Source organism: Streptomyces sp. NPDC046915, assembly GCF_040644935.1.
Lineage (GTDB): Bacteria > Actinomycetota > Actinomycetes > Streptomycetales > Streptomycetaceae > Streptomyces.
Genome location: NZ_JBEYXB010000011.1, coordinates 166,527 through 191,775, shown reverse-complemented (window position 1 = coordinate 191,775; position 25,249 = coordinate 166,527). Strand labels below are relative to the sequence as shown.

At 72.1% G+C, this 25,249-nt stretch carries 16 protein-coding genes; 10 read left to right on the top strand and 6 right to left on the bottom strand.

Translation table 11 applies throughout. From position 1 onward, the window contains the following. Positions 1-110 precede the first annotated feature (110 nt). Positions 111-1,319 carry a nucleotide sugar dehydrogenase gene (locus ABZ915_RS27905; RefSeq protein ID WP_361808796.1) on the bottom strand — a complete coding sequence of 403 codons (1,209 nt, stop codon included), beginning with the start codon at positions 1,317-1,319 and terminating at the stop codon, positions 111-113. Positions 1,320-1,613: 294 nt separating this feature from the next. On the opposite strand from ABZ915_RS27905, the gene ABZ915_RS27900 reads away from it, so the two are divergent. From ABZ915_RS27900 to ABZ915_RS27880, 5 genes are all read left to right on the top strand, one after another. Further along, positions 1,614-3,320 carry a glycerol-3-phosphate dehydrogenase/oxidase gene (locus tag ABZ915_RS27900; protein WP_361808793.1) on the top strand — a complete coding sequence of 569 codons (1,707 nt, stop codon included), beginning with the start codon at positions 1,614-1,616 and terminating at the stop codon, positions 3,318-3,320. 217 nt (positions 3,321-3,537) lie between these two features. Beyond that, the gene (locus tag ABZ915_RS27895) at positions 3,538-5,718 is read left to right on the top strand and encodes a serine/threonine-protein kinase (protein ID WP_361808790.1); all 2,181 of its coding nucleotides are present in this window, start codon (positions 3,538-3,540) and stop codon (positions 5,716-5,718) included. Between the two features lie 164 nt (positions 5,719-5,882). Further along, positions 5,883-8,447 (top strand): protein kinase, encoded by a 2,565-nt coding sequence (locus tag ABZ915_RS27890; protein WP_361808787.1) that lies wholly within the window; start codon positions 5,883-5,885, stop codon positions 8,445-8,447. A gap of 147 nt (positions 8,448-8,594) precedes the next feature. Then, entirely contained in the window at positions 8,595-10,352 is a 1,758-nt protein-coding gene (locus ABZ915_RS27885; RefSeq protein WP_361808784.1) for a serine/threonine-protein kinase, read from the top strand. 76 nt (positions 10,353-10,428) lie between these two features. After that, positions 10,429-12,042, top strand: a complete 1,614-nt coding sequence (locus ABZ915_RS27880) for a serine/threonine-protein kinase (RefSeq protein WP_361808781.1) — start codon at positions 10,429-10,431, stop codon at positions 12,040-12,042. On the opposite strand, the gene ABZ915_RS27875 is transcribed toward ABZ915_RS27880, so the two are convergent. Both ABZ915_RS27875 and ABZ915_RS27870 read right to left on the bottom strand, forming a co-directional pair. Beyond that, the gene (locus ABZ915_RS27875) at positions 12,035-14,086 is read right to left on the bottom strand and encodes a glycosyltransferase family 2 protein (protein WP_361808778.1); all 2,052 of its coding nucleotides are present in this window, start codon (positions 14,084-14,086) and stop codon (positions 12,035-12,037) included. The two genes, ABZ915_RS27880 and ABZ915_RS27875, sit on opposite strands and share 8 nt — an antisense overlap. A 360-nt stretch (positions 14,087-14,446) precedes the next feature. Then, on the bottom strand, positions 14,447-15,361 hold the full coding sequence (locus tag ABZ915_RS27870; protein WP_361809106.1) for an AraC family transcriptional regulator: 915 nt from the start codon (positions 15,359-15,361) through the stop codon (positions 14,447-14,449). 72 nt (positions 15,362-15,433) lie between these two features. Between ABZ915_RS27870 and ABZ915_RS27865 the strand changes: the two genes are divergently transcribed. The 4 genes from ABZ915_RS27865 (at position 15,434) to ABZ915_RS27850 (ending at position 20,904) form a co-directional block, all read left to right on the top strand. Next, positions 15,434-16,345, top strand: coding sequence for an MBL fold metallo-hydrolase (locus ABZ915_RS27865; protein ID WP_361808775.1), 912 nt, complete (start codon positions 15,434-15,436; stop codon positions 16,343-16,345). Positions 16,346-16,392: 47 nt separating this feature from the next. Continuing rightward, complete coding sequence (locus ABZ915_RS27860; RefSeq protein ID WP_361808772.1) at positions 16,393-17,307, top strand: serine/threonine-protein kinase; 915 nt, start codon at positions 16,393-16,395, stop codon at positions 17,305-17,307. 104 nt (positions 17,308-17,411) lie between these two features. Then, positions 17,412-19,025 (top strand): succinic semialdehyde dehydrogenase, encoded by a 1,614-nt coding sequence (locus tag ABZ915_RS27855; protein ID WP_361808769.1) that lies wholly within the window; start codon positions 17,412-17,414, stop codon positions 19,023-19,025. Positions 19,026-19,074: 49 nt separating this feature from the next. Then, positions 19,075-20,904, top strand: coding sequence for a GMC family oxidoreductase (locus ABZ915_RS27850; RefSeq protein WP_361808766.1), 1,830 nt, complete (start codon positions 19,075-19,077; stop codon positions 20,902-20,904). Positions 20,905-20,986: 82 nt separating this feature from the next. On the opposite strand, the gene ABZ915_RS27845 is transcribed toward ABZ915_RS27850, so the two are convergent. Continuing rightward, positions 20,987-22,021 (bottom strand): LAETG motif-containing sortase-dependent surface protein, encoded by a 1,035-nt coding sequence (locus ABZ915_RS27845; protein ID WP_361808763.1) that lies wholly within the window; start codon positions 22,019-22,021, stop codon positions 20,987-20,989. 531 nt (positions 22,022-22,552) lie between these two features. Continuing rightward, on the bottom strand, positions 22,553-22,855 hold the full coding sequence (locus ABZ915_RS27840; RefSeq protein ID WP_361808760.1) for a chorismate mutase: 303 nt from the start codon (positions 22,853-22,855) through the stop codon (positions 22,553-22,555). Between the two features lie 338 nt (positions 22,856-23,193). Between ABZ915_RS27840 and guaA the strand changes: the two genes are divergently transcribed. Further along, positions 23,194-24,771, top strand: coding sequence for a glutamine-hydrolyzing GMP synthase (gene guaA, locus ABZ915_RS27835; RefSeq protein WP_361808757.1), 1,578 nt, complete (start codon positions 23,194-23,196; stop codon positions 24,769-24,771). Here guaA and ABZ915_RS27830 read toward each other — a convergent pair whose 3' ends face one another. Beyond that, entirely contained in the window at positions 24,772-25,239 is a 468-nt protein-coding gene (locus ABZ915_RS27830; protein WP_361808754.1) for a pyridoxamine 5'-phosphate oxidase family protein, read from the bottom strand. Positions 25,240-25,249 lie beyond the last annotated feature (10 nt).

Below are 25,249 nucleotides of genomic sequence, written 5' to 3'. Positions count from 1 at the left end.
GGACATTAGCAGGCACCGGCGACAACACCGACGGCCTTTTTCGCCCGGAACGGCGGCGTTATGCGCCCGGAACGACGGCGTTATCGGCCCGGAATCCCCACCCGGCCGGCTCAGAGCCGGTGCGCGGTCCCCGCCGGCGTCGCCCCCCGCGTGTCCAGCAGCAGCTGGGCCTTCACCGACAGGCCCTGGAGGTCGTACGTGCGGTGCTGCTGGAGCAGGATCGTGAGGTCGGCCTCGGCGGCGGCCTCGTAGAGGGCGTCCGCGCGCGGGACCGGACGGTCCAGGACGCTCCAGGAGCCCACGTACGGGTCGTGGTAGCTGACGACGGCACCCAGCTCCATCAGCCGGGCGGCGATCTCCCGCGCGGGCGTCTCCTGCTGGTCGGCGAGGTCGGCCTTGTAGGTGACGCCCAGCAGCAGCACGCGCGCGCCCCGGGCCGACTTGCCGTGCTCGTTGAGCAGGGCGGCGGCGCGCTGGACGACGTACCGGGGCATCCGGCTGTTGACCTGCTGGGCCAGTTCCACCATGCGCAGATTGCGGCCGGTGTGCCCGGTCAGGTCCTGCGCGAGCCCGTGCCCGCCGACGCCGGGGCCCGGCCGGAAGGCCTGGAAGCCGAACGGCTTGGTCTCCGCGCAGCGGATGACGTCCCACAGGTCGACGCCCAGGTCGTGGCAGAGCACGGCCATCTCGTTGACCAGTGCGATGTTCACGTGCCGGTAGTTGGTCTCGAGCAGCTGCACGGTCTCCGCCTCGCGCGGGCCCCGCGCGCGTACGACCTTGTCGGTGAGCCGTCCGTAGAAGGCGGCGGCCGACTCGGTGCAGGCGGGGGTGAGACCGCCGATGACCTTGGGGGTGCCGGCCGGGGTGAAGTCGCGGTTGCCGGGGTCCACGCGGCTGGGGGAGTAGGCGAGGTGGAAGTCGCGGCCCGCGCGCAGTCCCGAGCCCTCCTCCAGCAGGGGGCGGAGGAACTCCTCGGTCGTGCCCGGGTGCACGGGCGACTCCAGGATCACCGTGGTGTGCGGGCGCAGCCGCTGAGCCAGGGTGCGGGCGGCCGTCTCGACCTGGCCGAGGTCGAGCCCGCCGTCCGCACCGCGCGGGGTCGGCGCGCAGATCACGGCGGTGCGCACCCGGCCGAGCGCCGCGGGGTCGTCGGTCGGCCGGAAGCCCCGCGCGAGCATCCGGCGCAGCTCGGCGGGGCTGAGGGAGCCGGAGTCGGGGCCGGCGGTGTATCCGAGCGTGGGGATGCCGGCGGCGACGGCGGCCTGGGCCAGGGGGAGTCCGTAGGGGCCGAGTCCGATGACGGCGAGGTCTGCGGGCATGTGGCGTGAGCCGTCCTTCCCAGTAGCCGAAGCGGGACAGGTGCGCAAGCCCGGTGGACAAGATGGACGGGCGCAATGTCAGACTAGGAGTAAATATGACCTTGATGCGGGATTGCGTTCTTGTGTCTTCCGCGTCTTCCGCTGGTCATGTGCCGGTTGTCCACAGGCTGGGGGCGCGTGGTGGCTGAAGTGGGGCAAGCCGGTCAGAATTTTGGGCATGGGGGGGGAGAGGAACCGGCCTTCGCCCACCGGGTGCGGCCGACGCGACCGATGACGGAGTAGCGGGAGGCAGCGGTGAGGACAGCGACACTGGGGCCGGCGCAGCGCGCCGAGTCCCTGGCGGCCATGGCCGAGCGTGAACTGGACGTGCTGGTCGTCGGTGGCGGGGTGGTCGGCGCGGGCACCGCGCTGGACTCCGTCACCCGCGGCCTGTCGACGGGACTGGTCGAGGCCCGCGACTGGGCGTCGGGCACCTCCAGCAGGTCCAGCAAGCTCATACACGGCGGCCTGCGATATCTGGAGATGCTCGACTTCGCGCTCGTCCGCGAAGCCCTGAAGGAACGCGGGCTGCTGCTGGAGCGCCTCGCCCCGCACCTGGTCAAGCCGGTGCCGTTCCTGTACCCGCTGCAGCACAAGGGCTGGGAGCGCTGGTACGCCGGCTCGGGTGTCGCCCTCTACGACGCCATGTCGATGGCCCGCGGCCACGGCCGGGGCCTGCCCATGCACCGCCACCTGAGCCGCCGTCACGCCCTGCGGGTGGCGCCCGCCCTGCGCAAGGACGCGCTGGTCGGCGCCCTCCAGTACTACGACGCCCAGATGGACGACGCCCGCTTCGTGGCGACCCTCGTGCGCACGGCGGTGTCCTACGGCGCCCGGGCCGCCAACCGTGCGCGCGTGACCGGATTCCTGCGCGAGGGCGAACGGGTCGTCGGCGCCCGGGTGCAGGACGTCGAGGGTGGCGGCGAGTACGAGATCCGCGCCAAGCAGGTGGTCAACGCCACCGGAGTGTGGACCGACGACACCCAGGCGATGGTGGGGGAGCGCGGGCAGTTCCACGTCCGTGCCTCCAAGGGAATCCACCTGGTCGTCCCCAAGGACCGCATCCACTCCACGACCGGGCTGATCCTGCGCACGGAGAAGTCGGTCCTGTTCGTCATCCCGTGGGGCCGGCACTGGATCATCGGGACCACCGACACCGACTGGGACCTCGACAAGGCCCATCCGGCCGCCTCCAGCGCCGACATCGACTACCTGCTGGAACACGTCAACTCGGTGCTCTCGGTGCCCCTGTCGCGCGACGACGTCCAGGGCGTGTACGCGGGGCTGCGCCCGCTGCTCGCCGGGGAGTCCGACGCGACCAGCAAACTCTCGCGGGAGCACACCGTGGCGCATCCGGCGCCGGGGCTGGTGGTCGTCGCGGGCGGCAAGTACACGACGTACCGGGTGATGGCGAAGGACGCCGTCGACGAGGCGGTGCACGGGCTCGACATGCGGGTCGCCGAGTGCGTCACCGAGGACGTCCCGCTGCTCGGCGCGGAGGGCTACCGGGCGCTGTGGAACGCGCGCGCCCGGACGGCCGCGCGGACCGGGCTGCACGTGGTGCGGGTGGAGCACCTGCTGAACCGGTACGGCTCGAACGCCGAGGAGGTCCTGGACCTCATCGCCGCCGACCCCGGGCTCGGCGAGCCGTTGCAGGCCGCCGACGACTATCTGCGCGCCGAGGTGGTGTACGCCGCTTCCCACGAGGGCGCCCGGCACCTGGACGACGTGCTCACCCGCCGCACCCGCATCTCCATCGAGACCTTCGACCGGGGCACCCGCAGCGCCCGCGAGGCCGCCGAGCTGATGGCGCCGGTACTCGGCTGGGACAAGGACCAGATCGAGCGCGAGGTCCAGCACTACGAGAAGCGGGTCGAGGCCGAGCGGGAGTCGCAGCGCCAGCCGGACGACCTGACGGCGGACGCGGCGCGGCTGGGGGCGCCGGACATCGTGCCGTTGTAGGCCCACGGGGGCCCGCGCGCGATGCGTACGACCCGATTTCGTACGGCCTGATACGGGATCAGTCGCCACCCCTCATCCCGACATGCCGAACCCGCACCTCACCCGGCCCGCACGTCCCACGGGCCTCCGGCGAAGTGCCGGGGCCCCCTGGGCGTCGAGCACTTGTCGGGTGAGGGACAATGGAGGCTCTGTCAGGGCGGGTTGCATGAGGGGACGCATGTCGGAGGCGGAGCGGGCGGGGACATCCCGTCAGGAGACTCGTCAGGACAAGAACGAGCGGCGTCTTCTCGCGGGGCGGTACCGGCTGGGTGACGTGCTCGGCCGCGGCGGCATGGGCACGGTGTGGCGCGCCGAGGACGAGACCCTCGGGCGGACGGTCGCCGTCAAGGAACTGCGGTTCCCGACGAACATCGACGACGAGGAGAAGCGGCGCCTGATCACGCGCACCCTGCGCGAGGCCAAGGCGATCGCCCGGATCCGCAACAACAGCGCGGTGACGGTCTTCGACGTGGTCGACGAGGACGACCGGCCGTGGATCGTGATGGAACTGGTCGAGGGCAAGTCCCTCGCCGAGGTCATCCGCGAGGACGGCGTGCTGGAGCCCAAGCGCGCCGCGGAGGTCGGGCTGGCGGTCCTCGACGTGCTGCGTTCGGCGCACCGCGAGGGCATCCTGCACCGGGACGTGAAGCCGTCCAACGTGCTCATCGCCGAGGACGGCCGGGTCGTGCTCACCGACTTCGGCATCGCGCAGGTCGAGGGCGACCCGTCCATCACCTCGACCGGCATGCTCGTCGGCGCGCCCTCCTACATCTCCCCGGAGCGTGCCCGCGGCCACAAGCCCGGCCCCGCGGCGGACCTGTGGTCCCTCGGCGGACTGCTGTACGCGGCGGTCGAGGGCGCACCGCCCTACGACAAGGGGTCGGCCATCGCCACGCTCACCGCGGTGATGACCGAGCCGCTGGAGGAGCCCAAGAACGCCGGCCCGCTCAAGGACGTCATCTACGGGCTGCTCAACAAGGACCCGGCCAAGCGGCTCGCCGACGCGGGCGCCCGGTCCCTGCTCGACGCGGTGATCAACGCCCCGGGACCGGACGCCATGGACGCCACCCGCGTCGTCCCGCTCCCGGCGCAGCCCGGCGGGTCCGACGACAAGGGCGGCGCGGGCGACGGCGGTTCGGGCAAGGAGCCCAAGGAGCCCAAGGAGCCCGGGGAGAAGCTGCGCGGGGCACTGCGTTCCGTCCGCAAGGCCGTGGCGACGGGGACGGCCACTTCGGGCTCCGCGTCCCGGACGAAGAGCGGTAACGGCAGCGGCGGCGGCAACGGCGGCGCGGCTGCCGCGGCGTCCGGCGGTGCGGCCGCCGGAAAATCCTCCGCGGGGAAGTCGACCGGTGCCGCGTCCGGCAAGGCGTCCGCAGCCGCGACCGGGGCGTCGTCGCCCTCGTCTCCGCCCCCGCCTCCGCCCCTGTCCTCAACCTCGTCCCCGTCCTCGTCCTCGTCCGCGCCGGGGCAGTGGTCGGGCGAGGGGCCCAAGAAGCCCAGTTCGGGGTGGCCCGTGGTGCCGCCGCCGGACCTGGATCTGCCGCCCAGGCCCGTACCCAGGGCGCCGCTCACCGACGTGGTGCCCAAGCGGACGCTGGTGATCATCGCGGTCGTCGTGGCGCTCGCCGTGCTCGGCACGGTGCTGGCCCTGATGTTCGGCGGTGACGACAGCGACTCCTCCAAGGGCGCGAAGAGCGGCGGCGGCAAGGCCGTGGCGAGTGCGAGAGCGGGCGCGAGCGGCGGTGCCGGCGGGAACTCGGGCCCCGACACCAAGAAGGACACGAGCGGCGGTACGCGTACGGACGGTGACGATTCCGCGTCCACCACGGCCGGCACGGCCACGACGTCGGGGACGGCCGCGAGCGCCGATACGGCCGGCAGCGAGAACGGCGACGGGTCGTCGGGTTCCGGCGGTGGCTCCAGCGCGCCGGCGGTGTCGACGTACAAGGGCGGCCAGGGCTACTCGATCGGCTTGCCCAAGGGCTGGAAGTTCCAGTCCTCCGGCGCCGCGGGAGACCGTTTCACCGGGCCCGACGGGCAGACGCTGCTCGTGGCCTGGACGAGCACGCCCAAGAGCGACCCGGTGGCGGACTGGAGGAACCAGGAACGCTACATGGTGAAGGCGCAGTACAAGCGGATCCGCATAGAGTCCGTGCACTACCGCGGATGGAACACGGCCGACTGGGAGTTCACCTACGCCGACGGCGGGACGAAGTACCGGACGATCGACCGCGGGTTCGTCGTCAACAGCCATCAGGCGTACGCGCTGATGTACACCGCGAAGGCGGCCACGTGGGGCGGCGAGCTGCGCAAGGACACCTGGAAGACCCTGACGAAGACCTTCCAGCCGAAGAAGTGAGCTGATCCGGAGCTGGTTTGGGGCGTGAGAATCCGGCATCCCTCAATGCAAGTTGCCTCCGGCACGTATCGTGAGTGGTTGCGGACCGTACGCATCCAGGTATGCATACACAACGGGCCGCGCCGCGAGCGGATTTGACCAACCGGGTGGCCGGGGGAGGCACAGTGGACGACTATGCGGGTCGGGTACTCGCCGACCGCTACCGCCTGCCGCTGCCGCCCTCCGACGAGTACGAACTCACCGAGACCCGGGCCTTCGACACCTACAGCGGGCAGGAAGTCCTGGTCCGCCAGGTGCCGTTGCCGGAGATCGTCGAGGCCGAGGTGCTCGACGCGGAAGGGCTGCCCGACGGTTTCACGGCACGTCAGACCGGTGCGCGGCGGCCTCCGGCGACCCGGGCCGCCACCCGGCAGCCCGCCGACCCGGCGGTACGGCGGGCCGTCGAGGCCGCGCAGGCCGCGGCCCGCATCCCCGACCACCCGCGGCTCGACCAGGTCTTCGACGTGTTCGCCGAGGGCGGCTCGCTGTGGATAGTGAGCGAACTGGTCGCGGCGCGTCCGCTCGCCGCGCTGCTGGCGGAGCGGCCGCTGACGCCGTACCGGGCCGCGGAGGTCGCCTCCGACGTGCTGATGGCGCTCAGGGTGCTGCACGCCCACGGCTGGGTCCACCGCAACATCACCGCCCGCACCGTCCTGATATGCGACGACGGGCGCGTGATGCTGACCGGTCTCGCGGTCGGCGCGGCGGAGGAGGCACTGTCCGGGTACGACCCGGTGCCCGCCCAGGACGGCTTCCCCGAGCGGCCGGCCGGGGGTGACACCGAAGGCCCCGACGGTCCCGACGGTCCCGACGGTCCCGCCGGTCCCGTCGCTTCCGGAGCCCCCCGTGGGGCGGCTGCCGTCGAGGTGGATCCCGAGGCAGCCCGGCGCGCCGCGATCCAGGCACGGGCGGCCGGGGGGCTCGCCCCCGGCGCGCAGGAGACGGACGCCGACCCGGGTCCGGGTGCGCCGGCCCGCCGGGCGCTGGAGAGCGGCGGGGACATCAGGGCCGCGCGGGCCGGGGCGATCGCCGCGTATCGCGCGGGCGCGCGGGCCGCGGCACGCGTGCAGGAGGCACAGCAGAACGGACGGGCCGCGCTGCCCGGCGCCCGCCCGCCCGCCGAGGACGACACCGGCGTCACGGGCCGGGCGAACGGCGCGGCCCAACCGCCGTACGTCGTCCCGGGGCAGGGCACCGACCAGCGGACCGGCACGACGCCCCCCGGCCAGATCGCCGACCCCTACGGTGTGCGGGCCGCGCCCTGGCACGGCGCCGTCCCGCGCGGCGCCCCCGAAGCCACGCCCCCGGCCGTGACCGGCGGTCAGCCGCGTACGGCACTGCCCCCGGGCGAGACCACCGCCATGCCCCTGCCCGCCGCCGGCCCGTCCGCCCCCGGCGAGCCCCACTGGGGCGCCCCGGCCCGCCGCACCCCCTCCGTCCCCGCCACTCCCCTCGCCGTGGAACGGGCAAGGCAGGTGCGGATGACCGTGGTGGGGCCGGTGACCGAGCGGTGGGCGCCGGAGCAGGCCGGGCCGGTGCACGAGAACTGGCAGCTGGCGGCTCCGATCGGCCCGGCCACCGACCTGTGGGCGCTCGGTGCGTTGCTCTTCCGGGCCGTACAGGGACACGCGCCGTACCCGGAGGACTCGACGGCCGAGCTGGTGCAGCTGGTGTGTGCGGAACCGCCCGCCTTCGCGGAGGAGTGCGGGCCGCTCAGGCCGGTGGTGGAGTCGCTGCTGCGCCAGGACCCCACCGAGCGGCTCGACTTCGAGGAACTGGGCGGCTGGCTGCGCTCACTCGTGCGTTCCGCGCCCGAACCGGAGGCCGGTACGCATGTGATAGCGGCGCCGCCCCCCGACCCGAGCCGGCTGCCGATCGTGCGCCGGCGCGGCGAGCTGGTGCGCAGGCGGCGCGCCGGGCTGCCCGCGAACAGCGCGCACGGCCGGCACAAGCGGGCCAGGCAGGAGGAGGGCTCGCCCCGCAGCCTCGGCCGCACCCTGCTGTTGCTGATACTGCTCCTGCTGGCCGGCGCGGTCGCCTACGCCATGCTGTTCATGCCGAAGTCCGAGAACAGCGGCGGAGCGGCGAGCGGCGACCGTACGGGAGCCGTGGGGGACGCGAGTCGGGCACCCACCCCCAGCGGCTCGCCGTCCTCGGCCGGGACCTCGCCGAGCACGGACCCGAGCCCCTCCCGGTCGGCCCCCTCCACCGAGACCCAGACCACCACGAACCCGGACGTCGCGGACGGATTCACCCTGAGCAAGGACTCCGAGGGCTTCCAGCTCGCCGTCGCCAAGGGCTGGGCCCGCACGCCCAAGAACGGGCGCGGGGAAGTCGTCTACTCCCACGGGAACTTCGAGCTCATCGTCGTACCGGGGCGGGACGGCGCGTCGAAGTACGGCAGCGATCCGATGGTGTACCAGCGGGACAAGGAGAGCGAGCTCCAGCCCTACCGCGACTCCAGCTGGGCCACGGCCACCGGCCTGAGGACCATCGAGGTGGGCGGACGGACCATGGCCGAGGGGCAGTTCACCTGGACCGACGGGGGACGCGACCTGTTCGTACGCAACATCGCGATCCTCATCGACGGCCGCTACCACATCGTGCAGGTCCGGGGCCCGGAGGCGGAGCGGGACGAGGTGACGCGGCTGTACGAGCAGGCGTCGGCTACTTACCGGTACACCGGGTGACGCCGCGACGTCGCCCCAGGGTTGCCCTCGGTCCCGCAAAGCGAGAACCGTCACAGTGCTGTCTCCATGACCCCCCACTTGTTCCCTGTCGGCAGGCGGGTCCTTAGTCTGACCCTGTCAAGACCATTGCGGGGCAACGTGAATCAGATGCAGGGCCTGCTCATCGCGGGCCGCTACCGGCTCGCCGACTCCATCGGCAGCGGTGGCATGGGCCGGGTGTGGCGCGCCCACGACGAGGTGCTGCACCGGACGGTCGCCGTCAAGGAGTTGACCGCCGCGCTCTACGTGTCCGAGAGCGACCAGGCGGTCCTGCTCGCCCGTACCCGGGCCGAGGCCCGCGCCGCCGCGCGCATCAACCACTCGGCCGTCGTCACGGTGCACGACGTGCTGGAGCACGACGGCCGCCCGTGGATCGTGATGGAGCTGGTCGAGGGCAACTCGCTGGCCGACGCGGTCAAGGAGCAAGGGCGCCTGGAGCCGCGGGAAGCGGCCCGTATCGGCCTGTGGGTGCTGCGCGCGCTGCGTGCCGCGCACGGCGCCGGGGTGCTGCACCGGGACGTCAAACCGGGCAACGTCCTGCTCGGCCGGGACGGCCGGGTCCTGCTCACCGACTTCGGCATCGCGCAGATCGAGGGCGACACCACCATCACCCGTACCGGAGAGGTCGTCGGCTCGGTCGACTACCTCGCCCCCGAGCGGGTGCGCGGCCACGACCCGGGCCCGTCCTCCGACCTGTGGGCGCTAGGCGCCACCCTGTACACGGCGGTCGAGGGCCGTTCGCCCTTCCGCCGCACCTCGCCGCTGTCCACCATGCAGGCGGTCGTCGAGGAGGAGGCCGGCGAGGCGCAGTACGCCGGTCCGCTCGGGCCCGTGATCACCGCCCTGCTGTCCAAGGACCCGGCGCAGCGGCCCGGCGCGGACGAGACGGAGCAGATGCTCGCCGAAGCGGCGGAGGGTCGGCGGCCGAGCGCGGCTCAGGCGTTCGTACCGACGCGGCACGACGGTTCGTTCACGCGGACCGGACCGCAGCATCCCGCCGGGACGGAGTACTCCAGCGGGTCGGGGTCCCCCTACTCCAGCGGGTCGGGGTCCCAGTACTCCAGCGGGACGGGGACGCCGTACCCGCCGGAGACGGCTGCGCCCCCGTACGGCCAGAACCACAGCCAAAGTCATGGCCAGGGCCCCGGCACCACGCCGACGACGGTCGGCCCCCCGGCCGTCACCCAGCCCCCGGCGACCGTCCGTCCCCGGCGCCGCCGCCTGCGTACGCTCGCGCTCGTCGTCGCCTTCGCCGCCGTCCTCGGTGGGGTCGGCGCGGTGGCATGGCAGAAGTACGGCTCCGGGCAGCAGCAGGACGACACCTCCGGCGCCGCACCGGCTCCCGGGGACTCGGGCTCCTCCTCCCAGGCTCCGGCCGGAGGCATCCCGGCCGGCTGGATCACCAAACACGACCCGCTGGGCTTCAGCATCTCCCTGCCCTCCGAGAGCTGGCGGCGTTCGGCGGACACCTTGGCCGGCGGCATCAAGCAGATCGACTACTCGCCCGACGGCGGCAAGCACTTCGTCCGCATCGCCGTCGACACCTCACCGGACTTCCTCGACGCCAACTCGCACCAGAAGGACCTCGAGGACTACCTTCGGCAGCACCTGGTCAACTACCAGCAGGCCACCCTGAAGGCCAACGTCTACCGTGACTGCAAGGGTTCGCTGTGGGAGTACACCTGGAACGCGCTGGCGAAGGACCCGCCGTACGTGGCCGGGCCGCGGCACGCCATCGAGGAGACGTACTTCTCGCGGGAGGGCACCGAGTACGCGATCTACATGTCCACGCCCCAAAAGGACTGGGCGAGGACGAGCAAGCAGTTCAAGTGGGTGTTGCAGAGCTGGCAGCCGCCCGTCGCCTGACCTTTCGGGCGTCGGTTGTCGGCCACCCGGGCGTACGGCCCGGAGCGGTCGCGTCCGTGTGGGGCATGATGGGCCCATGGGGACCGAGGGGGACGACTTCCGTGTGATCGCGGGCCGGTACCGTCTGGAGGCGCGGATCGGGCGCGGCGGTATGGGTGTTGTGTGGCGGGCGACCGACCAGTTGCTGGGCCGCCGGGTGGCGGTGAAGGAACTGGCCCTGGAGGCCTCCCTCTCGGCCGAGGAGGCACGGCAGCAACGCGACCGCACCCTGCGTGAGGCCCGTGCGGTCGCCCAGTTGCGCCATCCGCACATCATCGTCGTGCACGACGTCGTGGAGGACGGCGTGGCGGACGACGAACGCCCGTACATCGTCATGGAGTTGATCGACGGCGGTTCGCTCGCCGACCGGATCGCGGCGCGCGGCCCGGTCGACGCGGCCGAGGCCGCCCGGATCGGCATCGACCTGCTGAGCGCGCTGCGCACCGCGCACGAGGCCGGCGTCCTGCACCGGGACATCAAACCCGCGAACGTGCTCGTCGAGTCCGGCACGGACCGCGTCGTCCTCACCGACTTCGGGATCGCGCAGGTCGCCGGGGCCACGACGCTCACCGAGACCGGCTCCTTCGTGGGCTCGCCCGAGTACACCGCGCCCGAGCGGATGTCCGGGGCGCGGACCGGACCCGCGTCCGACCTGTGGTCGCTGGGTGCGCTGCTGTGCGCCGTGCTGAGCGGCGAGTCGCCGTTCCGCCGGGACTCGCTCGGTGGCATCCTGCACGCCGTCGTCGCCGCCGAGATCCGTCCGCCCGCGCAGGCCGAGCCGCTGCTGCCCGTCGTACGGGGCCTGTTGGAGCGGGATCCGGACCGGCGGCTGGGCGCGGCGGAGGCGGAGCGGATGCTGCGGGCGTTCCGGGAGACGGGCCGCACACCGGGGCCTGCGGTGCCGTACACGCCGACCCAGCGGGACGTCCCCCACCGCACACCGCCGCTCTCGCCCCCACCCCCGCCCTCGCCGGCTCCGGCCGGGCACTCCACGCGGGGCGTGCTGGTGGCGGCGCTGCTGGTCGCCGCGATGGCCGGGGCGGGCGTGTCGGCGGCGGCGCTGCTGATGCACGGGGGCGACGGGGACGGCGGCGGTACGCCGACGAGCTCGGCGCCGGGCCCCACGACGAGTGCGTCCGTCTCACCCACCCCCACGGTCACCGTGACCCGGGGCGCCGCCACCAGCCCGGCCGCCGCGAACTCCCACACCGCGCCCTCCGGTTACCGCCTCGCGCGGGACCCCGCCGGCTTCTCGCTCGCGGTGCCGGAGGGCTTCACCCGGGACCCGCAGGGCGAGCGCGTCTTCTACATGTCGCCGTGGGACACCTTCCGCCTCGGCATCAAGGCGGCCGACCCGCAGACCGGCGGCCCGCTGGCGGTGATGAGCCGCTCCGCAGCCAACGGCGCCAGCACGAACCCGGGTTACCACGACGGTCGGGTCACGCGGACCACGCACGACGGAAAGCCCGCCGCGCTCTGGGAGTTCACCTGGAACGGCTTCAGCGCGTCGGAGGGCCCCCGGCACACCTACGACCTGTGCTGGGAGGAGGACGGCCGGATGTACGACGTGTGGGTGTCGGCGCCGGTGGGGAAGGTCGCGGAGGCGCGGGAGTACTTCGACGTCGCGGTCGACACGTTCGCGCCTACCTGACCCGGAGCCGCCCCACGACCGCCTTCACGAGGTCGGTCTTCGCCACCTGTAGCGCGAACCGCCCGCCGCGGTCCGGGACGGGTTTGGCGTACCAGGGCAGGGAGCGTCGGTGCCACTTGGCCGGGACCAGGTTCGGGGGCGGTCCGGGCAGTGGCAGCACCCACTGCCCGAGGCGCAGTTCCCCGCTCCAGACCCCGGCGGGCAGCCCGGTCACCGGGACGCGGGCCACGAAGTCGGGGGAGTCCGGGACGCGGCGGGCCGGGAAGGCGATGGTGTGGTCCGCACCGTCCGTCAGCTCCACCACCAGAGCGCCCTCCGGGTACCCGGCGAGCGCGCACCAGCCGGTGACCTCCAGCTCGGTGGCTGCGTCGGCGGCCCAGCGGATGTCGCCGAGACCGAGACGCGGGAGCACCTCATGCTTGCGCTCATCGAGGTCGAGGGTGAAGTTGCCGTGCGGCTTGGTGGTGTAGAGGGTGACGGCGCGCAGTTCCTCGCCGGTACGGGCACCGGCACCGGCACCGGCACCGGCACCGGTGCCGGCACCGGTGCCGGGGACCACGTGCGTGCTCGCCTCGCCGGAGACGTTCTCGGCCCGCTTGCTGCCGATGCGGACCTCTTTGGACAGCCCCTGGGCGCCGATGGCGAGGGAGATGTCCCAGAGCCCGCCGGTGAGGGGCCTGCCGTCCGCGGCGGTGGTGATGTCGACGGTGGCTTCAAAGCCGGCGAGGTCGTAGGCGAAGCGCCCGTCGTCCTCGGCGGCCCCCAGTCCGGGCGTCGCGGTGTGGGTGACGGGCAGCCGGTACTCGACCTTGCTGCCACGCTCCCGCAGCACCAGCTCGGTGGCGACCTCGCGCGTCTCGACACGGTGGAGGTAGCCGTGGCCGGCCAGGTGGAGCGTGGTGCCGCGCGGCTCCGCGCGGGTGACGCGGTGCAGGGTGCCGAGCTGGGCGGTGACGTCGTAGCAGCTGTCCGGGACGGGGTGTGGGGGGTCGCGGAGGAAGGGGTAGCGGGCGTAGGCGCGGCCGGCTTCGACGAGGAGCGGGGTGGCCGCCTTGCTCCGGGCGAGCCCCTTCTCGAACTCCACCAGTTCCAGCAGCTCGTCGAGCATGCGGTTGCGTACGAGGTACAGCCGTAGCCGCGCCATCGCCGACAGCCGGTCGTTCAACCCGTCGTGCCACAACGGCTCGATGGCCTCGGCCAGTTGGCCGAGCATCTTCTCCTGGATCTCGCGGTGCTCGAAGACGAGCTGGTCCGCGAGGATCTGCTGGACCTCCACGGTCAGATGCCGGTGCGCCAGGTGGTCCCGGCCGGGGCCCGGCGGCACGTTCTCCAGGATCAGGTCGACCACGCGCGGCAGGAACCGCAGCCGCGGTTCCGAGCCCTTCAGCCTGCGGGTGATGTTTCCCTCGTCCTCGCGCAGCACCCAGAACAGGCAGTCGTAGTCGGCCACGACGGAGATGCCGGAGGCGTGCAGGTAGGCCGCGCCGACGAAGAGCTGGTCCTCGCCGATGGCCAGGTCGGTGGGGAAACGCAGCCCGTGCCGCTCCAGCAGCTCCCGGCGGAAGAGCTTCATCGGGTTGAGCGTCCAGTAGACGCGGGAGGAGAAGACGTCGGTGCGGGGCTGGTTGCGCTTGAACATCGACGTGGGCGCGCCGCGTCCGCCGACGCCGACCATCTTGCCGAGGACGACGTCCGTGCCGTTGTCCTGCGCCATGCGGACCATGCGTTCCAGGGCTTCGGGGCCGAGGTGGTCGTCGGCGTCCAGAAAGAACACGAACGTACCGCCGGCCAGCTCCAGCCCGGCATTGCGCGGCGCGGACGGACCACCCGAGTTCCCCTGGTGGACGACGCGCAGCAACCCCGGGTAGAGCCCGCTCAGCCGGTCCAGCTCGGCCGCCGTCCCATCGGTCGATCCGTCGTCCACCACGATGATCTCAAGCTTGTCGGGACCGATGCTCTGCTCGGCGACAGAGGTGATGCAACGCGTCAGATAAGGCATCGCATTGTACGCGGCGACAATCACCGAAATGGTGGGCTCAGCCATCTGGTGTTCTCCGGAGAATACTGGGCGTACCCCAGTCGATAGGGGCTCCAATATTCCTTGGAGACGCTATTCATGCGGGGGAGACCTGACGGAATGTGAACCTACCATGCGTCAATGGCGGTTGAAGCGCGAGTAGGTTGAAGGGCGCGCTTCTTCAAGCCGAGTTGACGGATGTGATTGGCGGATATAGGCCATGTCCAAGCGTGTTGACCTGTGACTTTGCTGGACGGACCCGGCCCGTATCTGCCAGTTGCTGAGCGACTGTGACTCATATCTCCGACCTTTGGATGAACGGTTGGAGTGCGAATGACAATCAGGGGGCCGAATCGGTTCGGGGCGGTGGTGGGGATCGATTGCGGCTCATGCACTCCGAACGCCCTGCCGATACCTCCCCGGAGTGACCCCGAACTCCCGGCTGAACGCATGTGACAGGGCGTACGGGCTGGCGTAGCCGGAATCGCGGGCCACGGTGGCGAGGGAGGCGTCCGTGTCGCGGAGGCGGGTGGCCGCCAGGGTGAGGCGCCACCAGGTGAGGTAGGCCATGGGCGGGCGGCCCACCAGGGAGGTGAAGCGGCGGGCCAGGGTCGCGCGGGAGACGCCGGCCTCGGTGGCCAGGCGGGCGTTGGTCCAGGGGGCCGAGGGGGCGGCGTGCAGGGCGCGCAGGGCCGCTGTGGTCACCGGGTCGGACAGGGTCGCCGACCAGGCGCCGGTGCTCGCCTCCGCCAGCCACGCCCGGACCATGTAGACCAGCAGGAGGTCCAGCAGGCTCGGCAGGGCGAGGGTCGCACCCGGGCGGTCGCCGGTCAGCTCGCGGGCCAGGAGGTCCACAGCGGCGCGGAGTTCGGGATGGGCGCCGACCCGGTTCGGCAGATGGACCACCTCGGGCAGTTCCGCCATCAGCGGGTGCACCCGGGCCCGGTCCAGGCGGTACTTGCCGCACAGCAGTTCCACGTGGGGCCCGCCACCGACCCGCCGTACGTCCGCCTCGGTCACCTCCTCGAACGGCACCGCCCGCCGCACATCCCCCGCCGGCACCGGCCCGTCCGCCAGCACATGCCCCGCCCCGTGCGGCAGCAGCACCACGTCACCCGCGCCCAGCGTCACCGGTTCGCCGCCCCCGTCGGGCAGCAGCACGCAGCCGCCGCCGAGCACCACATGGAAACCCGCCCCCTCGTACGCGGACAGCCGCACGCACCACCGCCCGCCCACCCGCAGCCGGTTGGAGGACGGCCGCCCGGTACGGACGACGGAGATCGCGTCGCTCACCACATCCATGAGACGCGAGCGTATCGACATGAGCCGTACGGGCATTGGAACGCTCATGCCCGTGCTCCTAGCCTCCGAGTCATGGCTGAAGACAGCGTGCAGAGATTCGTGATCGGTGATGTCGAGGTCCTCCGGATCGTCGAATGGCAGGGCCCCTTCGTGCCCGCGCCCGACCTCGTCCCGGGCGTCGGACCCGAGCTGTGGAAGGAGTACGAGGAGCAACTCGCCCCCGACCACTGGGAGCCCGGCAGCGACCGGGCGGTCGCCGCGATGCAGACCTGGGTGCTGCGCAGCGGCGGGCGGACCGTGCTCGTGGACACGGGGGTGGGCAGGGGGCGGGAGCGGCCCGGGAATCCGCTCTTCCACCAGCGGCAGGGTGACCTGCCGGGGCTGCTGGAGCGGGCCGGGGTGCGGACGGGGGACGTCGATGTCGTCGTCAACACCCACATCCACGCCGACCACGTCGGCTGGAACACCCACGACGCCGGCGGCGCATGGGTGCCCACCTTCCCCGACGCCCAGTACCTCCTCCCGGCCCCCGACGACCTCCACTTCGGGCCGGAGGGCGGGTACGGCGGATACGGCGGGGGCGAGCGCGTGGACGAGCGGCTCGTGTACGAGGACAGTGTCGCGCCCGTGCACCGCGCGGGGCTGGCGGTCCGCTGGGAGGGGGAGCACCGCATCGACGAGCACCTCACCCTGGAGGCCGCCCCGGGCCACACCCCCGGTTCGTCCGTGCTCAGGGTCGCCTCGCGCGGTGAACGTGCCGCCTTCGTCGGGGACTTGCTCCACAACCCGGTGCAGATCCTTCATCCGGAGTGCAGCAGTTGTTTCTGCCTCGATCCGCGACAGGCCGCCCGGAGCAGGCGACGGGTCCTCGAAAGGGCCGCTGACCAGGGGGAGTTGGTGATCCCGGCACACTTCGGCGGGGGCGGCGCCGTGGAGGTGCGGCGGGTGGGTGGCCGGTTCTCCCTGGGCCGCTGGGCGGCCTGACCCCGTCCGCGTCGACAAGGGCACGGTGTGCACGGTACTCATGGGACATGAGCGAAGACGGCGAACGTGTGCCCGGCGTACGTCTGCTCGGTGGGCGCTACCGGTTGATCGAGCGCATCGGCATCGGCATCGGCGGCACGGGCACCGGCACCGGCGCCGAGGGCGGTACCGGCACCGTATGGCGGGCGCTGGACCAGTCCACCAGGCGGTACGTCGCCGTCAAGCGGCCCCTGCCGCCCGGTGATCCGGAGGACGAGGAGCACACGCGGGCCGCCCACCGGCTGTACCGCGAGGCCCGCGCCGCCGCCCGCGTCGACCATCCGGCCGCCGTGCGCATCCACGACGTCGTCCTCGAGGACGGACTCCCCTGGATCGTCATGGAGTTCGTCCTCGGCGAGTCCCTGCACACGATCCTCGAACGAGGGCCCCTGCCCGACGCCGAGGCCGCCCGGATCGGTCTCGCCGTCCTCGGCGCCCTGCGCGCGGCGCACGCGATCGGCATCGTCCACCGCGACGTCAAGCCCGCCAACGTCCTCCTCGAATCCGGCACCGGCCGCGTCGTCCTCACCGACTTCGGCATCGGGCACGCCCACGGCACCGGTTCCCCGTCCGGCACCGACACCGGCACCGGCTTCGTCGCACCCGAGCGGAGGGTCGAGCCCGGCGCGGGCCCCGCCTCCGACCTGTGGTCCCTGGGCGCGCTGCTGAGCGCCGCCATCGGAAACGAGCCGGCCCCGGGCGGCAACGAGCCGGTCCCGGCCGGAAGCGGACCGGTTCCGGGCGGCAACGAACCGGTCCCGGGCGGAGTCGCCGCCGGTCTCCGCCCGCTGGTCGCCCGCCTGCTGGCGCCGGAACCGGCCGGGCGGCCGGAGGCCGAGGAGGTGGCCGCCGTGCTGGACGCCATCGCAGAGGACGCCGGGCAATCCCCGCCCGCACTCACCGCCACCCCCACAACGCCCTGATCAGCGCATTCACTGCCAGTGGTCACTGGCGTCGTGTGAGCAGTCGGTGAATCCCCGTTACCCACGGGTACCCAAAGGTGTGGTTCCGGCATACCCTGCGCCTCATGACGGACTCGCAGGCCCCGGAAAAGACCGGCACCAACCCCCTCGCCCCCGCCCCGGAGGGCGCCCGTACCGCCGCCGATGTGGTCACCCCGGAGCTGATAGCCCAGCTCACCAAGGGCGTCGTCGGCTCCGGCAAGACCGAGAGCCACACCCCCTTCACCGGTGACAAGCTGGCCGACCTGCCCGAGTCCACCCCCGAGGACGTGGCCGACGCCTTCGACCGGGCCCGCGCCGCCCAGGCCGTCTGGGCCCAGACCCCGGTACGGCAGCGTGCCGCCGTGCTGCTCCGCTTCCACGACCTGGTGCTGGAACGCCAGGCCGAGGTCCTCGACCTCATCCAGCTGGAGACCGGCAAGGCCCGTCTGCACGCCCACGAGGAGGTCCAGGCCGTCGCCGTCGCGGCCCGGCACTACGGCCGCAAGGCACCCTCGTACCTGAGGCCGAAGCGGCACACCGGCGCCGTACCGACCCTCACGAAGGTCACCGAACTGCGCCACCCGCGCGGTGTCGTCGGCCAGATCGCCCCCTGGAACTACCCGCTGGAACTGTCGGTCGGCGACGCGCTCCCCGCGTTCGTCGCGGGCAACGCGGTGGTGATGAAGCCGGACACGGAGACCTGCCTGACCGCCCTGTGGGCCCGCGACCTGCTCATCGAGGCCGGACTGCCCGCCGACGTCTTCCAGGTCGTGCTCGGCGAGGGACCCGTCGTCGGCCCGGAGGTCGTCAAGCACGCCGACTACGTCTCCTTCACCGGCTCCACCCGCACCGGCCGCGAGGTCGCCCAGGGCGCCGCCGCCCGCCTGGTCGGCGTCTCCCTCGAACTCGGCGGCAAGAACGCCATGCTGGTCCTGGAGGACGCCGACCTGGACAAGGCCGCGGCGGGCGCCGTCCGCGCCTGCTTCTCCTCCGCCGGCCAGCTGTGCATCTCCATCGAGCGGCTGTACGTCCACGAGTCGATCGCCGACGCCTTCCTGGAGCGCTTCGCCGCCCGCACCAAGGCCATGCGGCTGGGCAAGTCCCTCGCCTACGGCGCCGACATGGGCTCACTGGTCGGCGACCGGCAACTGGAGGCCGTCACACGGCACGTGGAGGACGCCGTCGCCAAGGGCGTCACGGTGGTCGCCGGCGGGGTCGCCCGCCCGGACATCGGCCCGTACTTCTACGAGCCGACGATCCTCGACGGCGTGACCGAGCCGATGTCGGTGTGCACGGAGGAGACCTTCGGCCCCGTCGTCTCCATCTACCGCTTCAGGACCGAGGACGAGGCGGTCGAACTCGCCAACTCCACGCCGTACGGCCTGAACTCCTCGGTCTGGACGAAGGACGGCGGCCGCGGCCGCGAGGTCGCCGCCCGGCTGCGCACCGGCACCGTCAACGTCAACGAGGGTTACGCCCCCGCCTACGGCAGCGTCCAGTCCCCGATGGGCGGCATGAAGGACTCCGGCCTCGGCCGCCGCCACGGCTCCGAGGGCATCCTCAAGTACACCGAGGCCCAGACGATCGCCCAGCAGCGGCTGCTGCCGATGGCGCCCTCGCTGGGCATGGACGACGAGAAGTACGCGGCGTTCATGAGCACCAGCCTGAAGCTGATGAAGGCGTTCCGCCTCCGGTAGCCGGCCAACCACCCAGCCCGACAGCACCCGTTCTCGACGAGGAGAGCACGTGTCGCAGGAGAAGTCTGTCCAGACCCGGGACGAGGACGGGTACGACGGTCACGACGAAGACGGTTACGACTACGACGTCATCGTGGTGGGATCCGGGTTCGGCGGGTCCGTGACCGCCCTCCGCCTCACCGAGAAGGGCTACCGCGTCGGTGTCCTGGAAGCCGGCCGCCGCTTCACCCGCGGCTCGCTCCCCAAGAACTCCTGGGACCTGAAGAACTACCTCTGGGCCCCCAAGCTCGGTATGTACGGGATCCAGCGCATCCACCTGCTGGGCAACGTCATGGTCCTGGCGGGCGCGGGTGTCGGCGGCGGCTCCCTCAACTACGCCAACACCCTCTACGTACCGCCGAAGGCCTTCTTCGACGACCCCCAGTGGCGGGACATCACCGACTGGCAGGAGGAGCTGAAGCCGTACTACGACCAGGCGCGGCGCATGCTCGGCGTACGGCTCAACCCGACGATGACCCCCTCCGACGTGCACCTGAAGGCGGCGGCGCAGCGGATGGGTGTCGGCGACACCTTCCACCTGGCGCCGGTCGGGGTGTTCTTCGGGGACGGCGAGGACGCGGACGGGACGGCGAAGGCCGAGCCGGGGGGGCCGGTCGCCGACCCCTACTTCGGCGGCGTGGGGCCGGACCGCAAGGCCTGCACCGAGTGCGGTGAGTGCATGACGGGCTGCCGGCACGGCGCGAAGAACACCCTCAACGAGAACTACCTCCACCTCGCCGAGAAGGCGGGGGCGGTCGTGCACCCCATGACGACCGTCGTGTCCGTCACCGACGACTCGCGCGGCGGACACGCGGTCGCCACCCTGCCCACGGACCAGAAGAAGAAGGGCAAGGGCCGCACCTTCACGGCCCGCCGGGTCGTCCTCGCCGCCGGCACCTACGGCACGCAGACGCTGCTGCACCGCATGAAGGCGCACGGCCAGCTGCCGTACCTCTCCGGCCGGCTGGGCGAGCTGACCCGCACCAACTCCGAGGCCCTGGTGGGCGCCCAGACGGACAACCGGCGCTACCGCAAGGCGCACGGCACGCCCGAGGCCGACTTCACGCGGGGCGTGGCGATCACGTCCTCCGTCCACCCGGACGAGAACACGCACATCGAGCCGGTCCGCTACGGCAAGGGCTCCAACGCGATGGGCGGTCTGTCCATCCTCCAGGTGCCCTACGCGGAGGGCTCCTCCCGCGTCCTGGCCTGGCTGGCGAACGCGGCCCGGCACCCGCTGCTGGTCGCCCGTTCGCTCTCCAACCGCCGCTGGTCGGAGCGGACCATCATCGGCCTGGTGATGCAGTCGCTGGACAACTCCCTGACGACGTATCTGAAGCCGGACGGCGTCGGCAAGGGTCTGCTGACCGCCCGCCAGGGCCACGGCGCGCCCAACCCCAAGCAGATCAGGGCCGCGTCCGAGGCCGCCTCCGCGCTCGCCGCCGAGATCAACGGCTTCGCGGGCAGCAACGTCGGCGAGCTGATGGGCACCCCGCTCACCGCCCACTTCCTCGGCGGCTGCCCGATCGGCGACTCCCGCGAGACGGGCGTGATCGACCCGTACCACCGGCTGTACGGCCACCCCGGCATCTCGGTCGTCGACGGCGCGGCGGTCTCCGCGAACCTGGGTGTGAACCCCTCGCTGACCATCACGGCGCAGGCCGAGCGGGCGATGTCGTACTGGCCCAACCAGGGCGAGGCGGACCCGCGTCCGGCCCAGGGCCGCCCGTACGAGCGGCTGAAGCCGGTGGAGCCGGCGAACCCGGTGGTCCCGGCCGACGCCTTCGGCGCCCTGCGGCTGCCGTTCCTGGGGATGCCGGCGGTGCCGCCGAAGAAGTAGGCACATGAGAAAAGAGGGACCTGCACCCCCCTCCGAGCGCAGGTCCCTCTTTTGTCTTGCGGCGTGTTACTCAGGCACTCGCTTACGCGCCGGCCTGGGCCTTGCGCCGGCGCACCGTGTACACGGCACCGGCACCGGCGACGACGGCGAGACCGCCGACCAGGCCGATGACGGGCAGGGCGGAGCTGGAGCCGGTCTCGGCGAGGTTGCCGGTCGGCAGGTCGGAGACGTTGCCCTGCGGCTTCTTCACCGGGTCCTTGCTGCCCTTGTCGTTCGGGGTGGCGTCACCGGGCTCGGGGTTGGAGGCACCGGCCTTCAGCACCTCGAAGTCGTACTGTGCCCAGCCCTCGGCGATGCAGTCCTGGCCCTCGACGTTGTCGAGGTAGGCGCCGGAGCCGAAGGAGTAGGCGTCACCGGCCGGGGCCTTGGCGTCGATGCTGACGCGCAGGTCGAGCGACTTGCTGGCGCCCGCCTTCAGGCTCTCCACGTAGAAGAAGTAGTCGCCGGCCCAGTCGTCGGTGCCGATGCGGTCCCAGGTGCCGTCCTCGGGGTTCTTGAACTCCAGGTCGACGTACGGGCTCAGGTACTTGGACTCGTCGAGCTCGTAGTTCTCCACCTCGGCGTAGAAGGCGACGCCGTCCACCTCGGTCTTCGACTCGTTGGTGACGACCAGCTTGAAGCCGTGGAAGCCGTCACCCGCGACGATCTTGCCCGGCAGGCCCTTGATGTCGGCGGACACCTTGGCGTCGCCGAAGTCCTCGTCGAGGTCCTCGCAGTACGGCACGTCGGGGTCCGACGGGTCCTCGCTCGGCTCGGCCGTGGTGGGCGTGGCCGTGGTGGGCGTGGGCGTGGCGGTGTCGGTCGGGGTGCCCGTCGCGCTGGTGGGGTCGGTGGGCAGGGTGGGGCTGGTGGGCGTGCCGGTGTCGGTCGCGGGCGACGTGGGGGCGGTCGGCGTCTCGGTCGACGGCGTCTCGGTCGCCGGCGTGCCGGTCGCCGTCACGGTGTCGGTGGGGTTCGGCGTCGACTCCTCCGCGAACGCGGCAGGCGCGGACAGCAGCGCGAGCGGGGCTATGGCAGCCGTCGCGGCCGCTGTGGCCATGGCACGGCGAAGCTTCATGAAGACCTCGGGGAGTCCGGTGTGCTGTGGTGGCAGCACGGTTGGTGGAGGGTGGCTTCGCGTGTGGGGCGCGGGTGACCCTTGGTTCTGCTGTGGTGTTTGATCCACGAGGTCTGTGAAGGGTTGCACCGCTGCTCACAGAATTTTTATGTGGCCTGGGTCACAGCCGCGGGGCCGCCATGGGAATGCCGTGGGAACGCCGTGCCTCCGTGGGAACGCCGTGCCTCCGTGGGAAGGGCATGACGAAGGGCCCCGCGGGACGGATCCGCGGGGCCCTTCGGGTGTTCCGGCGGCCGGCCCCGGGCGTCCCCGGAACCGACCGTTCTCCTGGGTGACCGGTCTGCTGTCCCCTGCCGTCCGGTCACTGTGCCGGAGCGATGTCCCACGACGCACGGCAAGATCCGTACGCCTCATCACTCCGGCGAGCCACGCGTGGTTCTTTCGGGCCCGCCCCTGGCTGGCACGGACACCCGGACCAACGAAGCGGTCGGCAGGGCGTCACGCGCCGTACGGGTGAGAGGAGGGCCGAACTCAGATGCGACCCCGGCACAGTTCGAGGAGGGTCATGGCGAGGGGGGTGCCGGGCTTGCCCAGGGCGTCCCTGTAGCGGCCGAGGATCTCCATCTCCCGGGACAGGTGCACGCGCCGCCCGCCGGAGGCGATACGGGTCTTCTGCACGACGGCGGACACGGCCATCCGCTCCTGGATGAGGCCGATGATCCGGTCGTCGAGCGCGTCGATGCGCTCCCGGGCGTCCGCGATGGTCCGGTCCGCGCCGGTGGTCTGTTCCGTGTCGGTGGTCTGTTCCGTGTCGCTGGTGGCGGTGGTCGTCATGTCGGGGGCTCCTCACAGAGATGTCCGGATGGTGTCCGGAGGGGGTGCCCCGGAGCGGCAGGACCCGGGAAACGACAGGCGCCCCGGGCCTTGTCGGCCCGGGGCGCCTGGGAAGTCGCTTGGCGGTTAGCTCAAGCAGCACGACCATGGCAGCCGGCGGGCCGGATGCCATAGGTAAAGAGGAAGGTCGTCTGCGTGAGCATGCGGCCAGTATGCCGTGCCGTCCGGGCGCGTCCAAGCCGGTTCGCATCCTGAGACGGGGCTTGCCCTCGGAGCCCTCCCGACGAGCCCGGTAGACTCGACGCATACACATCTCGCTCACCGCCGGAAGGCAACCCGTGTCCTCAGCGAACCCCGCAGCCGCTCCCGACACCGTCCTGGTCGTCGACTTCGGCGCGCAGTACGCCCAGCTCATCGCCCGTCGCGTCCGCGAGGCGCGGGTCTACAGCGAGATCGTGCCGAGCACCATGCCGGTCCAGGAGATGCTCGCCAAGAACCCCGCGGCGATCATCCTCTCCGGCGGCCCCTCGTCCGTGTACGAGGAGGGCGCCCCCCGCCTCGGCCGCGAGCTCTTCGAGGCCGGCGTCCCCCTCTTCGGCATGTGCTACGGCTTCCAGCTGATGGCGCAGACCCTCGGCGGCACGGTCGACAACACCGGCTCGCGCGAGTACGGCCGTACGGACCTGCACGTGTCGAAGTCGTCCTCCACCCTCTTCGAGGGCACCCCGGCCGAGCAGGCGGTCTGGATGTCGCACGGCGACGCCTGCTCCGCCGCCCCCGAGGGCTTCACCGTCACGGCCTCCACGGACGTCGTCCCGGTCGCCGCCTTCGAGAACGACGAGAAGAAGCTGTACGGCGTCCAGTACCACCCCGAGGTCATGCACTCCACGCACGGCCAGCAGGTGCTGGAGCACTTCCTCTACCGGGGCGCGGGCCTCAAGCCCGACTGGACCACCGGCAACGTCATCGAGGAGCAGGTCGCCGCGATCCGCGAGCAGGTCGGCGACAAGCGGGCCATCTGCGGCCTGTCGGGCGGCGTCGACTCCGCCGTGGCCGCCGCCCTCGTGCAGAAGGCCATCGGCTCCCAGCTGACCTGCGTCTACGTCGACCACGGCCTGATGCGCAAGGGCGAGACCGAGCAGGTCGAGAAGGACTTCGTCGCGGCCACCGGCGTCCAGCTGAAGGTCGTCGACGCCGAGGAGCGCTTCCTCACCGCACTCAAGGGCGTCTCCGACCCCGAGGAGAAGCGGAAGATCATCGGGCGCGAGTTCATCCGCGTCTTCGAGCAGGCCCAGGCCGAGATCATCGCGGACGAGGGCCCGGCGGTCGAGTTCCTCGTCCAGGGCACCCTCTACCCCGACGTGGTCGAGTCCGGCGGCGGCACCGGCACCGCCAACATCAAGTCGCACCACAATGTCGGCGGCCTCCCCGAGGACCTGGAGTTCAAGCTCATCGAGCCGCTCCGCAAGCTGTTCAAGGACGAGGTCCGGATGGTCGGCCAGGAGCTCGGCCTGCCGGAGGAGATCGTCCAGCGCCAGCCGTTCCCCGGCCCGGGCCTCGGCATCCGGATCGTCGGCGAGGTCGACAAGGAACGCCTGGACCTCCTGCGCGAGGCCGACGCCATCGCCCGCGAGGAGCTGACGGCGGCCGGCCTCGACCGGGACATCTGGCAGTGCCCGGTGGTCCTGCTCGCGGACGTCCGCAGCGTCGGCGTCCAGGGCGACGGCCGCACCTACGGCCACCCGATCGTGCTGCGCCCGGTCTCCTCCGAGGACGCCATGACGGCCGACTGGTCGCGACTGCCGTACGACGTGCTCGCCCGCATCTCCACCCGGATCACCAACGAGGTCCGCGACGTCAACCGCGTCGTCCTCGACGTGACCTCCAAGCCGCCGGGCACCATCGAGTGGGAGTGATCACTTGCGCTTGACGACGCGCAAGGGCTCACCGGGCTTCCAGACCTGGACGACCAGATACGTGTCGTCCTCGACGTAGGTCCTCACGACCTCCGTCAGCTCGGTGCGGAAGAGGTGGAACGGCTCCGGCGGTTCCACCTTTTCCGTGTACGCCCCCTTCACCGCCGGGTCGTCGACCTCGACCGCGCGCCCGCCGATCCGTACGTCCCCGCCGCCCAGCCCCGTGCCTTCGCCCGGGTTGGCCTGGAGCGCGAAACGCGGATCGCGGCGCAGGTCGAGCGCCTTGAGCGAGCCCGGCATCATGCCGAGCCACAGCTGACCGTCGAGGAACCGGACCTCGAGCCCGGACGTGCGCGGTGAGCCGTCCGCGCGCAGGGTGGCGAGCACATGGTGGGTGAAGGCGCCGAAGCGCTCCTCGACGGTCTTGGCGAATTCGGGTTCGGCGGCGCTGAAGGATTCCCAGGTCATGCGCGCCAGT